General features: G+C 40.6%; 19 protein-coding genes. 17 read left to right on the top strand and 2 right to left on the bottom strand.

All coding sequences use genetic code 11. From position 1 onward, the window contains the following. The first annotated feature begins 12 nt into the window (after positions 1-12). From ACZ5GY_RS04275 to ACZ5GY_RS04260, 4 genes are read left to right on the top strand one after another with little or no spacing between them, the layout of a single operon-like run. Positions 13-261 carry a hypothetical protein gene (locus ACZ5GY_RS04275; RefSeq protein WP_464112035.1) on the top strand — a complete coding sequence of 83 codons (249 nt, stop codon included), beginning with the start codon at positions 13-15 and terminating at the stop codon, positions 259-261. Continuing rightward, positions 258-1,640 carry a TldD/PmbA family protein gene (locus ACZ5GY_RS04270; RefSeq protein WP_213691507.1) on the top strand — a complete coding sequence of 461 codons (1,383 nt, stop codon included), beginning with the start codon at positions 258-260 and terminating at the stop codon, positions 1,638-1,640. The genes ACZ5GY_RS04275 and ACZ5GY_RS04270 overlap by 4 nt, the downstream gene beginning before the upstream one ends. After that, positions 1,627-3,996 (top strand): FtsK/SpoIIIE family DNA translocase, encoded by a 2,370-nt coding sequence (locus ACZ5GY_RS04265; protein ID WP_323401560.1) that lies wholly within the window; start codon positions 1,627-1,629, stop codon positions 3,994-3,996. Before ACZ5GY_RS04270 ends, ACZ5GY_RS04265 begins: the two co-directional genes overlap by 14 nt. Beyond that, positions 3,983-4,717, top strand: coding sequence for a thiamine diphosphokinase (locus ACZ5GY_RS04260; protein ID WP_464112034.1), 735 nt, complete (start codon positions 3,983-3,985; stop codon positions 4,715-4,717). Before ACZ5GY_RS04265 ends, ACZ5GY_RS04260 begins: the two co-directional genes overlap by 14 nt. Positions 4,718-4,732: 15 nt before the next feature. Here the strand turns inward: ACZ5GY_RS04260 and rpmB are convergent, their stop codons facing one another. Then, complete coding sequence (gene rpmB, locus ACZ5GY_RS04255) at positions 4,733-4,927, bottom strand: 50S ribosomal protein L28 (protein WP_013048251.1); 195 nt, start codon at positions 4,925-4,927, stop codon at positions 4,733-4,735. A gap of 104 nt (positions 4,928-5,031) precedes the next feature. On the opposite strand from rpmB, the gene xseB reads away from it, so the two are divergent. From xseB to rsfS, 13 genes are all read left to right on the top strand, one after another. Then, a complete protein-coding gene (gene xseB, locus ACZ5GY_RS04250) occupies positions 5,032-5,256 on the top strand; it encodes an exodeoxyribonuclease VII small subunit (RefSeq protein ID WP_213691504.1) in 225 nt (74 codons plus the stop codon). After that, entirely contained in the window at positions 5,249-6,148 is a 900-nt protein-coding gene (locus ACZ5GY_RS04245) for a polyprenyl synthetase family protein (RefSeq protein ID WP_213691503.1), read from the top strand. Before xseB ends, ACZ5GY_RS04245 begins: the two co-directional genes overlap by 8 nt. Positions 6,149-6,176: 28 nt before the next feature. Then, the gene (gene dxs / locus ACZ5GY_RS04240; RefSeq protein WP_323401561.1) at positions 6,177-8,048 is read left to right on the top strand and encodes a 1-deoxy-D-xylulose-5-phosphate synthase; all 1,872 of its coding nucleotides are present in this window, start codon (positions 6,177-6,179) and stop codon (positions 8,046-8,048) included. Further along, complete coding sequence (locus ACZ5GY_RS04235; RefSeq protein ID WP_307880067.1) at positions 8,026-8,829, top strand: TlyA family RNA methyltransferase; 804 nt, start codon at positions 8,026-8,028, stop codon at positions 8,827-8,829. Before dxs ends, ACZ5GY_RS04235 begins: the two co-directional genes overlap by 23 nt. 32 nt (positions 8,830-8,861) lie before the next feature. Further along, positions 8,862-9,743 (top strand): NAD(+)/NADH kinase, encoded by an 882-nt coding sequence (locus ACZ5GY_RS04230; RefSeq protein WP_213691502.1) that lies wholly within the window; start codon positions 8,862-8,864, stop codon positions 9,741-9,743. A gap of 5 nt (positions 9,744-9,748) precedes the next feature. Beyond that, positions 9,749-11,452, top strand: coding sequence for an AAA family ATPase (locus tag ACZ5GY_RS04225; RefSeq protein WP_213691501.1), 1,704 nt, complete (start codon positions 9,749-9,751; stop codon positions 11,450-11,452). Positions 11,453-11,518: 66 nt separating this feature from the next. Beyond that, positions 11,519-11,830, top strand: a complete 312-nt coding sequence (gene rplU, locus ACZ5GY_RS04220; protein ID WP_213691500.1) for a 50S ribosomal protein L21 — start codon at positions 11,519-11,521, stop codon at positions 11,828-11,830. A gap of 25 nt (positions 11,831-11,855) precedes the next feature. After that, complete coding sequence (locus ACZ5GY_RS04215) at positions 11,856-12,182, top strand: ribosomal-processing cysteine protease Prp (RefSeq protein ID WP_213691499.1); 327 nt, start codon at positions 11,856-11,858, stop codon at positions 12,180-12,182. Then, positions 12,182-12,463 carry a 50S ribosomal protein L27 gene (gene rpmA, locus ACZ5GY_RS04210; protein WP_307879433.1) on the top strand — a complete coding sequence of 94 codons (282 nt, stop codon included), beginning with the start codon at positions 12,182-12,184 and terminating at the stop codon, positions 12,461-12,463. The genes ACZ5GY_RS04215 and rpmA overlap by 1 nt, the downstream gene beginning before the upstream one ends. Before the next feature lie 106 nt (positions 12,464-12,569). Next, positions 12,570-13,889: a GTPase ObgE gene (gene obgE / locus ACZ5GY_RS04205; protein WP_464112033.1), complete on the top strand. Its 1,320-nt coding sequence runs from the start codon at positions 12,570-12,572 to the stop codon at positions 13,887-13,889. Positions 13,890-13,906: 17 nt separating this feature from the next. After that, on the top strand, positions 13,907-14,557 hold the full coding sequence (gene nadD, locus ACZ5GY_RS04200) for a nicotinate-nucleotide adenylyltransferase (protein ID WP_307879435.1): 651 nt from the start codon (positions 13,907-13,909) through the stop codon (positions 14,555-14,557). Between the two features lie 5 nt (positions 14,558-14,562). Then, positions 14,563-15,843, top strand: coding sequence for an LCP family protein (locus ACZ5GY_RS04195; RefSeq protein WP_213695312.1), 1,281 nt, complete (start codon positions 14,563-14,565; stop codon positions 15,841-15,843). 33 nt (positions 15,844-15,876) lie between these two features. Beyond that, a complete protein-coding gene (rsfS, locus tag ACZ5GY_RS04190) occupies positions 15,877-16,236 on the top strand; it encodes a ribosome silencing factor (protein WP_213691496.1) in 360 nt (119 codons plus the stop codon). Between the two features lie 455 nt (positions 16,237-16,691). Here rsfS and ACZ5GY_RS04185 read toward each other — a convergent pair whose 3' ends face one another. Continuing rightward, on the bottom strand, positions 16,692-17,501 hold the full coding sequence (locus ACZ5GY_RS04185; RefSeq protein WP_213691495.1) for a DUF4198 domain-containing protein: 810 nt from the start codon (positions 17,499-17,501) through the stop codon (positions 16,692-16,694). Positions 17,502-17,608 lie beyond the last annotated feature (107 nt).

Genomic DNA, 17,608 nt, shown 5'->3' with positions numbered 1-17,608 from the left:
GATCCTAAAGATATGACACAATTCGTTCTTTCTACTGAACCAGCTTCTATTGTTCTCATAAGCTGGATTGTTTCTGAATATGACGGTATAGGATTTATTCGAACGGATGATCCGCAAAAGGGGATCATCTCTCTCTTTTCTCCTCAAGAACGAACAAAGGAAGCGCATTTGCTCGTGAAAAAACTTTCTGAAGAAGGAATTCCTGTTAAGATAGAAGAAATAGTCGAATACGAGAAGAGAGAGGAAGATCAAGAGGAATGATCATCACCCCATTAAAGGAAGCATTCGAAACACTATATCGTTCAAAAATAGATTACTCGGACATATATTTTGAATCTTCTTCAAGTCACAGTTGTTCTTTTGAAGATGGTGTAATAGAAGAAACTAGCTCTTCCCTTCGCGAAGGAGTAGGTGCGCGAATTTTTTTTGATGATTTAACTTCCTTTTCACACACACCAGGAGTTACAATAAAAGACGGACTTGATGCTCTTCAAAAGGCCGCCCAAAACATGGGGATTCGCTTTACATTACCGTCACCTGAAGAAGAATACGAGAAGAGAGTTATTGAGCAATCATCACTACTAAAACCGGAAAATCCAGATTTTTTTCATGATATTGATCAAAAAATACGTGGGAAAAGTGCCTTAGTTACACAAGTTTCTATGAATTACAGTTTTTCTAAACGTCAAATTGCTATTGTAACGGAAGGTGGAATTCTTCAAAAAGAAGAAAGATGGTATACAAGTTTTAGCGTGGAAGTAGTCGTTGAAAAGAATGAACAAATACAGACGGGATATGAAAGTGCGGCTCAAGCTACGCCAACTTTAGAGTTCTGGCAGCAAAATGACCCTTACATTCTGTCACAAAGAGCACTTGATGAAGCTCTTCTAATGCTAGATGCCCCAGATTGTCCTGCTGGAACAATGCCTGTTCTGCTTTCTGGAGAAGCTGGAGGAACTCTGGTTCACGAAGCATGCGGGCACAGCCTAGAAGCAGATATTATACAAAAAGATTACTCCGTTTTTCGGGGGAAAATTGGTGAGTATGTAGCCAGCCCTCTTGTTACAATGGTTGACGATGGAACTATTATAGGCTTGTTTGGAAGCTATTCTGTTGATGATGAAGGTGTTCCATCTCAACGAACAGTTTTAATAGATAAAGGTATTTTAAAAATGTATCTCACAGATAAACTTTCAGCTTTAAAAGAGAATTTACCTCTTACTGGAAACGGAAGACGAAGTTCATACAGACAGCCACCAATCCCTCGTATGAGTAACACATTTATTGTGGCTGGAGAAAGCAATTTTGAAGAAATGTTGCAGAAAATAAACTATGGTCTTTATGTGAAAAAGATGGGCGGAGGAGAAGTTAACCCTACTTCTGGAGATTTTGTCTTTCAGGTTAACGAAGGCTATCTCATTAAAAACGGTCAAATACTTCACCCTGTAAAAGGAGCCCTTCTTACTGGTAATGGGCCGGAAGCTCTTATGGATATTATTGCCGTTGGAAATAATTTACATTTTCTTCCTGGTACATGCGGTAAGGCAGGGCAAGCGGTGCCAGTAACAGATGGGCAACCATCTCTTTTAATTAAAAAGTTAACAGTTGGAGGCAACACGACGAACCATGACGCTCTTTAAAAAGAAAAAAAAACGCGGACGTCCAAAGCAAAAAACTGATGAAATCCGACGGATCAAGGAAGAAAGAATCCGCCGGCTACATACGTTTATTCGCCTGATATTCTTTTTCTTGCTCGTTGGTGATATTTATGTAATGGCATCTCTTTTTTCTTTCTGGACTGGAGAATTCGGTCAATATATACGACAAACACTTATGACTAGAACGGGCGGGGCAATTCTTATTCTTCTCATCTTCGGAGCCTATGTTTGTCTTTCTGTTCTGCTTCGAAAAAAGATACATCAGCTAGCATCTCAAACATTAGCAACGCTTTTCCTTTTTATCTCAGGGGCTCTCTTGTTAGGGCTTTTAAATAAATATGGGAGCGCCCAACAATGGGCTATTCTTAACCCCGGCTTTTTTGGACATAATTTGACTCAATTCTTTTTAGTCAACGGCGGTTTCTTTGGAACCCTTCTGTTTTGTTTCGCCTCTCTTTTTACTTCTACAGTACTCTATGGCTTCATAAAGACAAAGATGGTGTTGGCTTTTGGAGCCTTCTTTATGAGAGAAATAAAGAAACTCTTCTTTCATGAAAAAACAGACAAATCTGTAACAGAAGAACAGCCTTCAGAACTTATATTAAACAACGAAGAAACAGTTGTAGCGGATCAAATACCTTTGGAGGAACAAACGCCTTTGGCAGATCCTACGTCTCTAACTGCCACTACAGACCCAATAGATGATAAAGAAAAAGACGAACTAGGATTTGATGATTTAGAGATAAATACTTCAGAGACAGAAGAAGACACAATCCAAGAAAGCGAAGTCGCTGAACCTTCTTTTCAGGCACGCCTGATCGTCAAAGAAGAAGATTCTGCACCTGTAGAAGGAGAAGCTCTTCCAGAGATTAGTATGGAAAATGAAGAAGGGAAAGAGCCTTCTATTGCGGAAGGGAAATTTCCTCCTCCTATTGATCTTTTTGGAGCCCCAGAACCTCATATACAGGATGGCGGCGAACAAAAGGCTAAAGAGCAGGCAGAATCTATTATTTCTACCTTAGCTGATTTTGACGTACAGGCAGAGTTGGCTGAAATTGTAATTGGCCCCACAGTCATTCAATTTCAGATCCAGCTAGCTCCTGGCATTAAAGTCAGTAAAATAGCAGGATTAGCTAATGACCTTGCTGTTGCATTAGCAGTTCCTGCATTGCGCGTGGAAGCACCAATTCCCGGCAAACCATATGTAGGAGTGGAAATCCCTAATCCTAAAAGAAAAGGAGTAACACTGCGTCGAATTCTCGAATCCCAAGCTTTTGCGCAAGCTGACTTTAATCTTCCCTTACCTATGGGGGTACGAGTAGACTCAAGACCTCTCATTATTGGTTTAGAAGATCTGCCTCACCTTCTTGTCGCCGGGACAACAGGCTCAGGAAAGAGTGTATTTGTTAATAGTTGCATAGCTGGACTCTGTTATTGCAGGAAACCAGAGGATTTGAGATTCCTCATGATTGACCCCAAACGAGTAGAATTAAGTATATATGAACACTTACCACACATGTTAGCTAAACCTGTAACATCGCCTAAAAAGGCTATCCACGCTTTAGCATGGGCAGTACGTGAAATGGAGCAGCGATATGATATTTTTGCTAAGGCGCGAGTACGAAATCTGGCAGGATATAATGGGAAAGTTTTACCTAAAGATAAACTTCCTCATATCGTTATAGTTGTAGATGAATTGGCAGACCTGATGTTTACTGCTCAAAAGGATGTAGAAGATTACATCTGCCGCCTTGCGCAAATGGCTCGTGCCACTGGAATTCATCTTTTACTCGCAACACAACGTCCTTCTGTTAACGTCGTTACGGGACTAATCAAAGCTAATATTCCTGCTCGTGTTGCTTTTACACTGCCATCACAGGCAGATTCTAGAACAATAATTGATGTCTCAGGAGCAGAAAAGCTCTTAGGAAAAGGCGATATGCTGTTTGTCAGTCCCCGATATCCGCGACCTGTGCGCTTGCAATCGCCCTTTATTGAAGATGCGAAATCACTCGACTTGATCAACTATATGAGAAATCTTTTCGGCGATCCCGAATATATAAAGATAGAGGAGCAGGGAGATAACGGCGGCAATGGAGTAGATTCAGCTTTTACGGACGATCCATTACTTGAAGAAGCAATGCAAATTATTCTCGATACAGGAATTGCTTCGGCCAGTCGTCTTCAAAGACAGCTTCGCATAGGATTCACTCGCGCAGCTCGACTTATAGATACGATGGAACAGCTTGGCATCGTGGGGCCACCTGACGGGTCAAAACCGCGCGAAATACTTGTAGATGAACAACGAGCAAAGGAGATTATGGATGAGAACCTCTAATTCAGATGTTTTATCTTTTCACTTAGGTCGCTGGCAGTTGACTGCTAACAACCTTTGGGGAAATCTGTCAATTCTCTTGATTGCAGGGGGCCAAGCACCTTCAGTTGAATGGCTTGCTCAAATATCTCCACTATTCCAAGAAATATGGTGCGCCGACTCTGGCATTGAAATATGCAAGAAGGCGCAGATTATTCCTCATCGTCTTATAGGAGATAGTGATAGCAGTTCCCTGGAAGGTAGAGCATGGGCAGAAGAAAATGGGGTTCGTATTGAGACATACCCTGTTGATAAAGATTACACGGATTTACAACTTACACTCAAAAGAATAGGAGAAACATACCCTGATGCCAAAGTTGTTATTACAGGTTGTTGGGGTGGGCGTCTAGATCACACATGGAGCAATATTTATTCTGCTCTTTGGGCGCAAGAATGGAACGTTCATGTAGTGAGCCTTTGCGACCATAAAGAAGCGCTCTTTTTGTTGAACGGCCCAGATAAAGCAACGTTCCATTTTGAATTGCCATATCCGAACATTGTTTCTTTATTTGCTCTGGATGAAAAAGCAGAAGGTGTGTTTATTCGAGGAACTCATTGGGAGTTACAAAATGTTTTACTAAAAATAACTCACCCTTACGCCATTAGCAACAGACTTAAAAAAGACTATCTGCAAGTTGACGTAGACAAAGGAAGACTCGCAGTGTATCTTTACTGGGCAGAATAAAAAAAGCGGGCTGAATTACACAGCCCGCTTGACTTTGCCAGATTTAAGGCACTTTGTACAAATTTTCATACGTCGCGTCTCGCCTGCGCCCAAGTCAACCTTCACATTCTGCAGATTGACAAGCCAACGTCTTCTTGTATGACGATTGGAATGGCTGACTGCGTTTCCTGTAACAGGACCGCGGCCGCAACATTCACAAACTCTAGCCATTGATTTTCCGCCTCCTCCGAAGGAAATAGTGTTCGAACAGGTGGATTTTATCACAGGTTAGGTGAATAGAGCAATTGTTCTATGTAAAAAAAGGGGGAGCAATTATGAATTTTAGTCAGAAACTGGAAGAAATTCAAAAAATCGTTCATACTCTTGAAAAGGATGAGCTGCCTCTTGAAGACGCTTTAGAGCTCTTTGAGCATGGAGTTGCTTTAGTCAAAGAGTGCCAAAAGTACTTAACAGAGGCGGAACAAAAAATAGTTCTTTTAACCCAATCAGGGAAAGAAGAACCTTTAAGTATTGAAAATGTGGAGAACGAAAATGAATGATTTTGTGAAAAACGAACTTGAAAAAAATCGACTATATTTTGAAGAACAGCTTCGCTCCTTCTGTAGCTGCAAGCCTGACGCTATTCCTGAACGTCTTTGGCAATCAATGACGTATTCTCTCCTTGCGGGGGGGAAAAGGCTTCGCCCCATACTCTGTCTACAAGCAGCAGAATCGGTAGGAGGAATAAGGGAAAAAGTTCTTTCCATGGCTATAGCCCTTGAGATGGTGCATACCGCATCATTAATTCATGATGACCTCCCTGCTATGGATAATGACTCTCTTCGAAGAGGCAAACCGACTAACCATATTATTTTTGGCGATGCCTTGGCAATACTTGCTGGTGACGCTCTTTTAGCGTGGGCTTTTCAATATCCTCTTAACAAACTTTCAGAAGAAGGATTTCTTTCTTCTTCCATAATCCATGCACTCTCTGTTTTTGCTGAAGCTATAGGACCTTTCGGAATATGCGGAGGCCAGGTACTCGATACTGATCCCGAAAGTTTTGAACCATCTCCATTGTTCGTAAAAAAAATAGCACTCCAAAAAACTGCGATACTTATAAAATCAGCAGTTGTCACAGGAGCTATTTTAGGAGGCGCATCTTCCAAACAAATTTCTGCTTTTGAAAATTATGGCAATCATTTGGGTTTGGCGTTCCAGATTGTTGACGATATACTAGATGTAACATCAACGGCAGAAGAATTAGGGAAAACCCCTGGGAAAGATGCAAAACAAGAAAAAACAACTTTTGTCACACAGTTTGGTATTGAAGAATCACGAAAAATGGCACTTCAAGAAAGTGAAGAGGCTGCTGCCGTTATTTCTTCTATAGGAAAAAATACTAAGTTTTTTCAAGAACTTGCTCTTTCCCTTGCGGAACGAAGCCGGTGATCTGAAAAAGGAGGCTCTCTCTGCAAGAATGATGCATATTTTAGATAGAGTAAACGATTATCATGACCTTAAAGATATGTCCTCTGGGGCATTAGATATTCTTTGCCAAGACTTACGGGAAGAAATTATAAATGTTGTTTCTAAAAACGGGGGGCACCTCGCTTCTTCTCTTGGCACAGTTGAACTTATAGTTGCATTACTTCGACAGTTTAACCCTCTAGACGATAAAATAGTTTTTGATGTTGGTCATCAAACATATGCATATAAAATTCTTACCGGCAGAAAAAACACATTTCACACATTACGTGAGTGGAGAGGGATAAGCGGCTTCCCCAAAAGAGAAGAAAGCCCTTGTGACCATTTCGACGTAGGACATAGTAGTACTTCTTTATCTGCTGCTCTAGGGTACGCTAAGGCTCGAGATATACAGAATCAAGACCATCATGTCGTTGCCGTTATAGGAGATGGCGCCCTACTAAACGGGTTGGCCTTTGAAGCGTTAAACTACACAAAAGATGCTCATACAAAAGTTATATATGTACTTAATGACAATAAAATGTCAATTAGTCATCGAGTAGGGGGATTTGCCTCTCATTTAGCCAAGTTAAGCTCAAGCCCTGCATATAATAATCTTAAAAAATATATTAAGGAATCGTGCGCTTCGATTCCTCAAGGGCAATCAATAGAAAACGTATTATCTAAGTTAAAAGATCAAATAAAATCTCTAGTCAAACCTGAAAACATTTTTGACGAACTCGATATTAATTACTGGGGTCCCTTCGATGGACACAATATTCACGAAATGGAAACCGTTTTTGAAATGGCCAAAAGATACCATAAATCTGTTCTCATCCATGTAGTAACCCAAAAAGGGAAAGGGTTGCAATGTGCAGAGGAACATCCAGACACATATCACGGCGTTCCTGTGAACGGATTCGGTAATAAATCGTCTGGAACAAGTTGGAGTGCGTCTGCTACTGAGACACTTTGTGCTATGGCTGAAAAAGATTCTCGCATAGTCTGTCTTACAGCTGCCATGAAAAATGGTACGCGACTTGAAGATTTTGCATCTCGTTTTCCTGATCGTTTCTTTGATGTAGGAATAGCTGAGGAACATATGCTCACCATGGCTGCAGGCATGGCAGCAGGTGGTCTTCGTCCTGTAGTTTTTATATATTCGACATTTTTGCAACGTGCCATGGATCAACTGGTACATGACGTCGCCTTACAAAAACTTCCAGTAGTATTAGCTGTTGATAGAGGCGGATTGGTAGGGGAGGATGGAGAAACACATCAGGGACTTTTCGATATTACGTGGTGTAGATCAATCCCTAACATGCAAATGTTTATACCTCGAGACAGAGTAGACTTGGAAAGAATGTTCGAATATGGATTATCGCAAGATACTCCAGTTATTATCAGATATCCAAGAGGAACAGCGCCAGAAGAAATCAATCGTCAGGAAGATATGAAAAGCATCGTTCCTCCGTTCCGAAGTGAACTTCTTGTAGAGGGAAGAGAATGGACTCTTATCGGAATGGGGTCAACAGTGGGGTTATGTTTTGAATGCCGTCAAAAAGCAATTGAGGAAGGACTCCCCACTCCTGCTATATTAGACTTACGAAGTATAAAACCTCTGGATTGGCCTGTTATCGATTCCCATCTTATGAATGATACGTTTGTTGTCATTTTGGAAGAAGGGTATAAAAACGGAGGCATAGGTGAAGCAATTTCTTCACGAGCTGCAGAACACGGATATAAAGCAAAAGTAGCTCCTATAGGAATACCTGATATATATGTGCCACATGGAACAGTACATTTACAAAGAGAATTTTGTGGCCTTACAGCACAAAGAGTGGTGAACTGGTATAAAAAAAATGCAAAAAGAACGAGTCGATAAACTTATAGTTGAAAGAAAACTCGCCTCAACTCGAGCAAAAGCACAAGCTCTCATTCTTGAAGGGAGAGTCTTTTCTTCTCACGAAAGAATTGAGAAAGCTGGAACGCTGCTTCCTGTAGACGCTCCATTAGAAATAAAGATTAAAGAAACGGAATGGGTCAGTAGAGGTGCTTATAAACTCTTGCGAGCACTTGAGGTTTTTCCTGAAAATCCTCTTAATAAAGTCTGCATGGATCTTGGTGCATCGACAGGGGGTTTTACAGACGTGCTTCTCTCTCGTGGGGCGCGTAAAGTATACGCTGTTGATGTTGGATACGGACAGTTGGCATGGAAATTGCGCAATGATTCCAGAGTTATTGTTATGGAACGCACCAACGCTCGATATTTAGAGACAAAAGACTTTGAAGAGCCATTAGATATCATTACTATAGACGCTTCTTTTATTTCTTTAAAACTGCTTTTGCCTGTTGTAGAGAAACTTTTAGCAAAAGAAGGAAGTATAATATGTTTAGTGAAACCACAGTTTGAAGCAGGTAAAGAGCGCCTTGGTAAAGGTGGAATTGTGCGAAAAGCAGAAATACATCAGGAGATACTTGAGGAAGTTGCAGCTTTTATTGAGACAGAAACACAGCTTTATCTTATTGACGCAACATGGTCTTCTATAAAAGGACCTAAAGGGAATATAGAATTTTTGTTCTATCTCAGAAAAACAAGAGAAAATAATAGAGATATTAACTTTGAAAGTCTTGTAACAGAAAGCCATCACATTTTAAACGAATAAAAGGAAAGGGATAGAAAGGGAAGGGACACCATATGGATAAGAAAATAGGTATGCTCGTCAACACCCAAAAAAAAGGTGCCCTTGACATGGCCAGAAAACTCCTTAAATGGGGGAAAAAAAATGGCGTGACTTTTCTTTTTCCCCCTCACGAAGGCTCTATTCTTGGGGTGGAAGCCACACCTGACAACGAATGGAAAAGTAGTATTACTATGGCCGTTGTTATCGGTGGTGATGGCACCTTTTTGCGTGCAAGCAGATATGTCTTAAATCACTCTATTGCCCTATATGGCATTAACCTTGGGCATCTTGGTTTTTTAGCTTCTGGGAAACCTGAAGAAGCAGAATCAGACCTTGAACAAATTTTTCGGGGAGATTATTCCCTTCAGCAACATCGGATTCTTGAAGGAATTATATGGAGAGAAGGGCGGCGTAAGCATACCCTTTATGCGCTTAATGACCTCGTTCTGACAAAAGGAGCCTTCGCTCGAGTCATTTCAATAGAGATCCGTATTGGCAACCATTACTTTAACATGTTACCTGCAGATGGAGTTATAGTTTCCACACCAACAGGATCTACTGCATATGCACTCTCAGCTGGAGGTCCTATTGTTCCGCCTCATGTTCCTTGTATGGTATTAGCTCCTATCTGCGCACACACTCTCTATGCCCGTCCTGTAATCGTGGGGGAAAACGACATTATAAATCTCATCCCCAAGGGGAGTCACCGAGATCTGATGTTGACCCAAGATGGACAATTAGGATATGAAATATTACCTGGAGATCGTATTGAACTTTCTCTCTCAAAAGATAAATTCGTTAATGTTATAGTCTTGCCTCAAAGAACATACTTTGACCTTCTTCACGAAAAACTACAGTGGGGACAGGGAATAGTACGAAATGAAGACAAGGAGTGAGTTTGGTGCTCGAAGAGCTTTCGTTACGAAATATAGGGGGGCTTGAAACTGCCCGTTTACGTTTAACTGGCCGTTTTATTGCGATTACTGGCGAAAGCGGTGCTGGGAAAAGCAGCATAGTACGAGGGCTAGAGTTTGCCAGCGGGAAACGAGCACAAACTGAACTAATCAGGGCAGGAGAAGAAGAAGCAGAAGTTCAGGCATTGTTCATTTGTTCTGATTCTCTCTCTTTTCCAGAAGAAGTTGTTCCGGAAGAGGGGAATTTATTTATAAAGCGAGTTTTTTCTCGCAATGGGCGGGGAAAAACATATATCCAGGGGAAGCTATATCCTCTCTCTTTTTTTAATAGTATTACAGGGCCTCTTTTGCGTATACAAAGTCAATTCGCACAACTTGAACTTCTTGATTCAGAAAGGCAGAGAGATATTCTTGACAGCTGTGGGGGAGAAGGGATCGCCACTATTAAATGCAATTTACAATCTCTTTTTTCTCTGGCCGTATCTAAAGAAAAAGAACTTAGAAATATCGAAAGAAAACAAAAAGATATTATCAACCGCTATCAAAATGCAGATAAGATTCTTCAGGTCTTCAAAAATCTCGCACCAGAATCCCAAAGTGAAGAACTTTGGGAAAATCGTCTTGAAGAAATTTCTAAAAGCATTGAAGAACGCTCTAAGTTAGAACAAATTCTTGCCCGTGTAACAGGGGGAAAAACAGGTGAGGGGTTAGCAGACGCCATCGAAACATTATGTTTGGACTTAGCTCAAATCATATCTACTGAAAGTCAAGATGGACGCGCCTATCAAGATCTTGGAAATGACGCCCTTATTTACTTACAAAAACTTTCACAAAAATTGGCAGATCATCTTTCCAAATTGCCGCTGGAAGATCTTATTGACGAACGTGAAAAAATAGAAAATAAGCTGGGTACGTTACGTAAGTTGAAAAGGATCGCACAAGTAACAACCCTTGAAGAACTTATCATATATTGTAAAGAAGCCGATGCTAATCTTACATGGCTGAAAGCAAGTTATGCAGACTATGAAAAAGTTGCACAAGAAGCAAAAACGTTGAGAAAAGAAGCAAGCAGATTGGCATTGGAATTACGTAAAAAGAGAGAATTGACAGCTTCTCAGCTCGAAAAAACAGTTAATGCATCACTTAAAGAGATGGCTATGGAAGATATTTCATTTTCTATAAAACTAACTGATCTTGGAAAAATGAAAAGCTCCGGCGCCGATGATGTTTCCTTTCTTATGGCAAGTGGGACAATGCCCCCAGCACCAGTTATGAAAATTGCATCAGGTGGAGAATTAAGTAGATTGCTTCTAGCATTGCAACTTGCACTTCCTGAAGACCAGCTACCGGAAACTCTTGTTTTTGATGAGGTTGAGGCTGGACTGGGAGGAAAGGCAGCAGTACTAGCAGGATATCAGCTCAAAGAACTCTCATGTAAGTGCCGAGTAATTCTTATTACTCATGAAGCTACTATAGCTGCACTAGCTGATCAACATTTTGTCGTCACTCGTCATGAAAATCAAAGTTATATAAAAGAAATAAACGGCAAGGATCGAATATTGGAAATCGCTCGAATGCTTTCTGGAAATGCATATCTTCCTGAAGCACAAGATCATGCACGAAAACTTATAGAACAAGAGTTGACTTCTGATTCGAACAACCGTACAATGCTTAAGCTTATGTATAAATAACGCTTGGGTTGGGTTTTAAAGCGAAAGCTACCTAATGAAAACCCAGCGGGAGGAGGAAGTTTCTTTATGTACGCTATTGTTGAAACAGGTGGAAAGCAGTACAGAGTAGAGCCTGGCGATGTAGTGCGAGTTGAGACCCTTCATATTGATGAAGGCGAATCTGTCGTTTTTGACAAAATTCTTATGGTATCGAACGACAGCGATGTTCAGGTAGGAACCCCCTATGTAGACGGTGCAGCTGTAAACGCTACTGTTGTACGTCATGGACGAGCTCCAAAAATTCTTGTTTTTAAATATAAAAGCAAGAAGAATTACAGGAGAATGCGGGGACATCGTCAGAATTTCACTGAAATCAAGATTGATTCCATCAACGCCTAGTTTTTGGCGTTGAGATTTCCCCGCGATGATTACCGTCACTGTAATAAGAGAAAAGGGGGAAATCGTTTCAGTTGAAGCGAGTGGCCATTCTGGATATGCAGAAGCGGGAAAAGACATTGTATGCGCAGGAGTATCTGCGCTCATTCAAGCTTTGGCTACCGGCGTAAGTGACGTTGCTCATATTGAAAGTGCATCGTTATCAGTTGACCCTGAAAGTACAACTATGAAGATCGGGTGGCCAAGATCTCATTCAAAAGAGATTAGAATATTAACAGAAACAATTGTTTTTTCTCTTAAAGCAATCGCAGAAAGTTATGGTGTTTATGTAAATTTTGTGGAGGTGCAAAAATAATGCGCATCAGTTTCTTTGATTTGCAGTTCTTTGCTCATAAAAAGGGACAGGGAAGTACAACCAACGGCCGAGACAGCAAAAGCAAACGCCTTGGTATTAAAAAGTATGCGGGTGAAGTAGTAAAATGCGGCAACATTATCGTTCGTCAGCGTGGAACAAAAGTACATCCTGGAGTGAATGTCGGACGAGGAAAAGATGATACTCTTTTTGCCCTTTCTGCCGGAGTTGTAAAGTACACTACAAAAGGTGATAGGAAATTCGTTTCAATAGAAAACATGTAATTTTCATTACTAACAACTTTGTTGGCAACGTTATAGTGTATAAAAAAACAAGGGCCCTGATAGTAAGGCCCTTGTTTTTCATTAATACCCCGGATGGTGGTACATTATGAAATTTGTAGATTTAGTTCGTATAAAAGTTAAAGCTGGTCGAGGAGGCAATGGATGTCTAAGCTTCCGCCGTGAAAAATTTGTTCCCAAAGGTGGCCCTGATGGAGCTAATGGAGGAGACGGAGGCAACGTTATTCTTCAGGCCGTAGATGGTATTCATACGTTGACAGATTTTGAATTTGAGAAAAAATTCTCTGCAGAACATGGCGAGCCTGGTCAGGGACAAAAAAAAGTCGGGAAAACCGGTAAAGACCTTATTGTAAATGTTCCGTGTGGCACTATAGTCTATGATGAAGAGACAGGAGAACCATTAGCTGACCTTGTTGAGGCTGGTGATCAGGTTGTTGTTGCTCAAGGTGGACGAGGCGGCCGTGGAAACATGCACTTTGCATCGGCAGTTCGCCGTGTTCCACGCTTCGCTGAAAAAGGAGAAGAAGGAGAAGAGCGCAACTTAAGGCTAGAGCTTAAGCTTATAGCAGACGTGGGACTTGTAGGTTTCCCAAATGCAGGGAAATCAAGCCTATTGGCAGCTATCTCTAACGCTCGTCCCAAAATAGCAGGATACCCCTTTACGACTCTTTCCCCCAATCTAGGAATTCTTGCTGTAGATGATGAAAGAATTGTTGTAGCTGATGTTCCAGGGCTTATTGAAGGAGCTCACGACAACAAAGGCTTAGGAATATATTTCCTTCGTCATATTGAACGCACGCGTGTGCTTGTTCATGTTTTAGACCTTAGTTCAGGTACCTCCGATGAAGTTCTTCGTCAATGGGAAGTTATCTGCAATGAATTCAAAGAATATAAAGAAGATCTTCTGGAACGTCCCTATATGGTTGTGGGTAACAAAGTAGACCTTGAAAAAGGGCAAAAAAACGCCCCTGTGGTAGAATCTTTCATAAAAAGCAAGGGAATTCCTTATTACACAACAAGTGCCCTTTCTGGAGAAGGAATTACGGTTTTCATGAATGCCCTTGTCGAATTATGTCGTGAAAATCCGAGACCTCACAGCGAAACGAGGCTCTTCGAAACGATAGAACCGGAAAAAGAAATCAAAACGCCGCCGTTCAGGAAAAAAGTCGAAAAAGCAACCATAATCAAGATGGAAGACGGAAGTGGTTACAGAGTTGTTCACGCAAACCTTGAACGAATATTAAAACGTTACGATTTTGAACAGGAAGACGCTCTCTTCCATTTCGCCCGGTTACTGAAAAAGTACCGCATAGAAGAACTTCTGGAACAAGAGGGTGCTCAAGAAGGGGATACGGTTATCATAGGCGATATTGAATTCGAATATGAACCGGAACAAGTCCAAGAGTAAAGCGGAGGATTAACGGCGTGACTTTTGGCAGACATATAATCCGAACAAAAAAGATAGGCATAATGGGTGGGACATTCGACCCCATCCATTATGGCCATTTATTAGCTGCTGAAGAAAGTTTTTTCGCACTTGACCTCGACGAAGTCATTTTCGTTCCGACGGGAGATCCCCCTCACAAAAGAATGAAACGTGTTTCCTCAGCTGAGGATCGCTATACGATGACTCTTCTTGCAACACTTGATAACGCACATTTTAAGGTTTCGAGAATTGAAATCGATCGTAAGGAATCAAGTCATACGGTAGATACCTTAAGAGAAATGGGCCATTGGTATGCCCCAGATAGTGTTCAGTTTTTCTTTATTACTGGACTTGATGCTGTTTTAAACCTTACTACATGGAAAGAATATAAAGTTCTTCCAACGCTTTGCCAAATAGTGGCTATAAACCGACCTGGATACAACCAATCAGGGAAGCTGGAACGTATCACTGAATTGTTACCAGAGGAATTTAACGGGCATGTCGTTCCTTTGGAAATACCGCTTCTGTCTATTTCCAGTACGGATATTCGGCAACGAATAGAAAACGGTAAAAATATCCGTTATCTCGTTCCAGAACTTGTGGAACGCTATATTTACAAAAAAGGGTTATATAAAAGGATTGGGCGGTGAGGACAATGAAGATCACCAAAATTGCGATTATAACTGTATTAGCCATTGTATCTATTGGAGCTGGCATATTCTTTCGGCTGCAAAATATAGTAGCCCCAGAGCCTGAACATATAAAAGAAAGTATCTCGTATGACCAGGAGACAGGAAACATAAACATTCTCGTTGTCGGGATTGATGATGTTGAAGGAGGCCATCGTTCTGACACATTAGGTCTCGCTGCAATAGATATTGATAACAAAACAGTGCGCTTTATGTCGCTTCCAAGAGATACGCGAGTACAAATACCCGGACATGGCTGGCAGAAATTGAATCATGCCTACGCATATGGCGGAGTAAATCTGTTACAGCAAACAGTTATAAACTATCTGGGACTCCCTATAAACTACTACGTTCTTGTCAACTACGAAAGCTTCCCTAAAATTGTAGATATGATAGGTGGAGTAGACATAAACGTAGAGAAGAAATTGCACTATAACGATAAGGCGGGAAAATTATTCATTAACATACCTAAAGGTCTTCAACACATGGACGGAAAGACCGCGTTAGAATACGTCCGCTTCAGAAACGATGCTCTTGGAGACATTGGGCGAATAAACCGTCAACAGCAGTTTCTCAAAGCTGTTTTAGGGAAAATTCAATCGCCTGAAATGTTACCCAAACTCCCAGACTTTGCAAAAGAAATTCTAGGCCTAGTCAACACAAATATGAGCATGACACAAGCAGTTCAACTTACATCATATATGCGAGATATTTCCCATGAGAATCTGGCATTTTTTACCTTGCCTGGGAAAGCTGCCTACATTTCTAATATTAGCTATTGGTTGGGAGATCTATCTGCAACATCTACATTGCTTACAGGTCCGTTACCCGGTAAAGATGCTCTAAAAGAATCATCTGAAGCAACAGAAGCTTCTGCAACCTCAGTCACAACAGCAAGTGACGAAAACATTGTTAGCCTTATAAAAAAGATTAACATGCCTATCGCTATTCTCAATGGAGATGGGCAGGCCGGACTTAGCAAATCGGCTTCGTCGCTATTTCAAAAAGCAGGAATTGATGTCGCCTATGTTGGCAACGCAAAACATTACGATTATCATTATTCCAATATAATGTATCCTATTAAAAAGGGACAGCAGGCGCAGGAAAATGCTTCTGTGCTCAGTGAAATTTGTGGAATTTCCAACAAGCTTGTTCAAGGAGATGAAACAATCGTCTATGTAACACTTATACTCGGACACGACAAGGATACAGTATTAAATAATTTAAAGTCAGTCGACAATAAATAAAAAAGAAACGATCAGGGAGGGATTAGTAGCAGAATGAGCGAAAAGAATGAACTCATGAATCAGTATATGTTCGTCCTGGATGCTTTGGCCGATAAGAGAGGACTGGATATTACATTAATGGATCTAGAGGAAAAAGCCACAATTGCTGATACGTTCATTATCGTAACAGCAAACTCTGATATTCACATGGGGACATTGCGTAATGCCGCAGAAGAAGCCCTTGATAAAAAAGGAATGTCATCAATTATAGAAGGCCGGAATAGCACTCAGTGGTGCCTTATAGATGCAGGAAACCTCGTAATACATATCTTCAGCCGTAAGGGACGGGAATTTTACCATTTAGAAAAGGTATGGGGAGATTGTCCTTCATATTCCTACGAATATTTGGATTAGTAAATTCTATTTATTTTAAACCAACTAGAAAAGACCCAAGAGCAATATCAATATATCTTGGGTCTTTTCTTTTGTTCATACAAGAATATAGGAGAATCTACGTCCTTATTAAAGAGAAGCTACGGGAGCAAAATAAGAGAGAAGTTGTTTTTACATGGTGTCATATAATGTATCTTATGTTGCGTAAAACATGAAGAATATAAGAATCTACGCCTTAATTTAGGTTTTCTCTTTTTTCTCGAATTACCTCGAATTTATTCGTAATTATGTCTCTTTTATCTTGCATTTTTTATTCTTCGGGCTAATACACAATTCACATACACTGATACACAACACTAAGCTCGTAAATAAAGAACGTAAAGCAGGATATATCTGATATATATATCCTGCTTTACAATATTACACACAACACACAACACATAACACATAACATACTTTATCTTTTTACTGAAGTTTTATTTCATATCCCGCGCTTGAACCCAAATAATAGCATCTTGACTCAATTCTTTATCTTGATATGTAGTTTTTGGCCCAACGCCTAGCGCAGCAAATCCCCACCATCCGGAACGAGGAATCCCAAAGGTAAAGCATCCTTTTTCATCTGCTTTAATTGTCATAGTTACAAATGCATCCTGAGGAGCTTCTACATGAGCCTCTTTTGCAAATTTATTTTCATTCATAATTGGCTCATGGTTCAAATACTCTACCTCTATCTCTGCATAAGGGACTGATTTTCCTTCACTTTTTACAATGCCTCTGAATACATTCCCAGTCCAAAGGGCATAAGGCTTATCAAGTGGAACAATTTCAGCAGGAAGACCCATTTCACTATCCCAATCAGTAGGAATACCTGCAACGTTTACTATAACTTTAGTCATTTGTTGAATATAGGCATCTTCCTGAGCCTCAAAGTATGGTGATGGAACGAAACAAAAAACATAATCCCCCATGCCTTTTAAACGATATTTTAAATTATAAGCTTTTCCACTATTAGTAAGACTTGTCCAGATAATAGGGTTAATCTCTTTGATAAGATCTGTTTTATTGCCTTTATGAACTACGTACAACGATTCAGGCTGCCCCATTGTCATAGTATGTCCTGCCTCAAAGGGATGGGTGAAAACAAGCTTAAAATCTAAGTTTCCTCCCTTGTTAAGAGCACTTTCTGGCGTATATAACATCTGAAAATGGGCAGAAGCCGGAAGGGCAAAAAGACAAACCATAAGTGACGTCAACAAAACTTTTGTTGCTCTTTTCAATATCATTCCATTCCTCTCCTTACTATTTATTGCTCGCCCTCCTCCCACGAAACGAGGAAATCCTCATTCTGCAGGTTGGAAGTTTCGATATTGTAATTGTAGTATTTTTGTTA

The sequence above is a fragment of the Aminobacterium thunnarium genome (assembly GCF_055390565.1).
This window is presented reverse-complemented; position numbering and strand designations above follow the sequence as displayed.

Bases quoted from the DNA above. Each gene is read 5' to 3' on its own strand.
- ACZ5GY_RS04275 (WP_464112035.1), top strand. From the start codon at position 13: ATGACACAATTCGTTCTTTCTACTGAACCAGCTTCTATTGTTCTCATA.
- ACZ5GY_RS04270 (WP_213691507.1), top strand. From the start codon at position 258: ATGATCATCACCCCATTAAAGGAAGCATTCGAAACACTATATCGTTCA.
- ACZ5GY_RS04265 (WP_323401560.1), top strand. From the start codon at position 1,627: ATGACGCTCTTTAAAAAGAAAAAAAAACGCGGACGTCCAAAGCAAAAA.
- ACZ5GY_RS04260 (WP_464112034.1), top strand. From the start codon at position 3,983: ATGAGAACCTCTAATTCAGATGTTTTATCTTTTCACTTAGGTCGCTGG.
- rpmB (WP_013048251.1), bottom strand. From the start codon at position 4,927: ATGGCTAGAGTTTGTGAATGTTGCGGCCGCGGTCCTGTTACAGGAAAC.
- xseB (WP_213691504.1), top strand. From the start codon at position 5,032: ATGAATTTTAGTCAGAAACTGGAAGAAATTCAAAAAATCGTTCATACT.
- ACZ5GY_RS04245 (WP_213691503.1), top strand. From the start codon at position 5,249: ATGAATGATTTTGTGAAAAACGAACTTGAAAAAAATCGACTATATTTT.
- dxs (WP_323401561.1), top strand. From the start codon at position 6,177: ATGATGCATATTTTAGATAGAGTAAACGATTATCATGACCTTAAAGAT.
- ACZ5GY_RS04235 (WP_307880067.1), top strand. From the start codon at position 8,026: ATGCAAAAAGAACGAGTCGATAAACTTATAGTTGAAAGAAAACTCGCC.
- ACZ5GY_RS04230 (WP_213691502.1), top strand. From the start codon at position 8,862: ATGGATAAGAAAATAGGTATGCTCGTCAACACCCAAAAAAAAGGTGCC.
- rplU (WP_213691500.1), top strand. From the start codon at position 11,519: ATGTACGCTATTGTTGAAACAGGTGGAAAGCAGTACAGAGTAGAGCCT.
- ACZ5GY_RS04215 (WP_213691499.1), top strand. From the start codon at position 11,856: ATGATTACCGTCACTGTAATAAGAGAAAAGGGGGAAATCGTTTCAGTT.
- rpmA (WP_307879433.1), top strand. From the start codon at position 12,182: ATGCGCATCAGTTTCTTTGATTTGCAGTTCTTTGCTCATAAAAAGGGA.
- obgE (WP_464112033.1), top strand. From the start codon at position 12,570: ATGAAATTTGTAGATTTAGTTCGTATAAAAGTTAAAGCTGGTCGAGGA.
- ACZ5GY_RS04195 (WP_213695312.1), top strand. From the start codon at position 14,563: ATGAAGATCACCAAAATTGCGATTATAACTGTATTAGCCATTGTATCT.
- rsfS (WP_213691496.1), top strand. From the start codon at position 15,877: ATGAGCGAAAAGAATGAACTCATGAATCAGTATATGTTCGTCCTGGAT.
- ACZ5GY_RS04185 (WP_213691495.1), bottom strand. From the start codon at position 17,501: ATGATATTGAAAAGAGCAACAAAAGTTTTGTTGACGTCACTTATGGTT.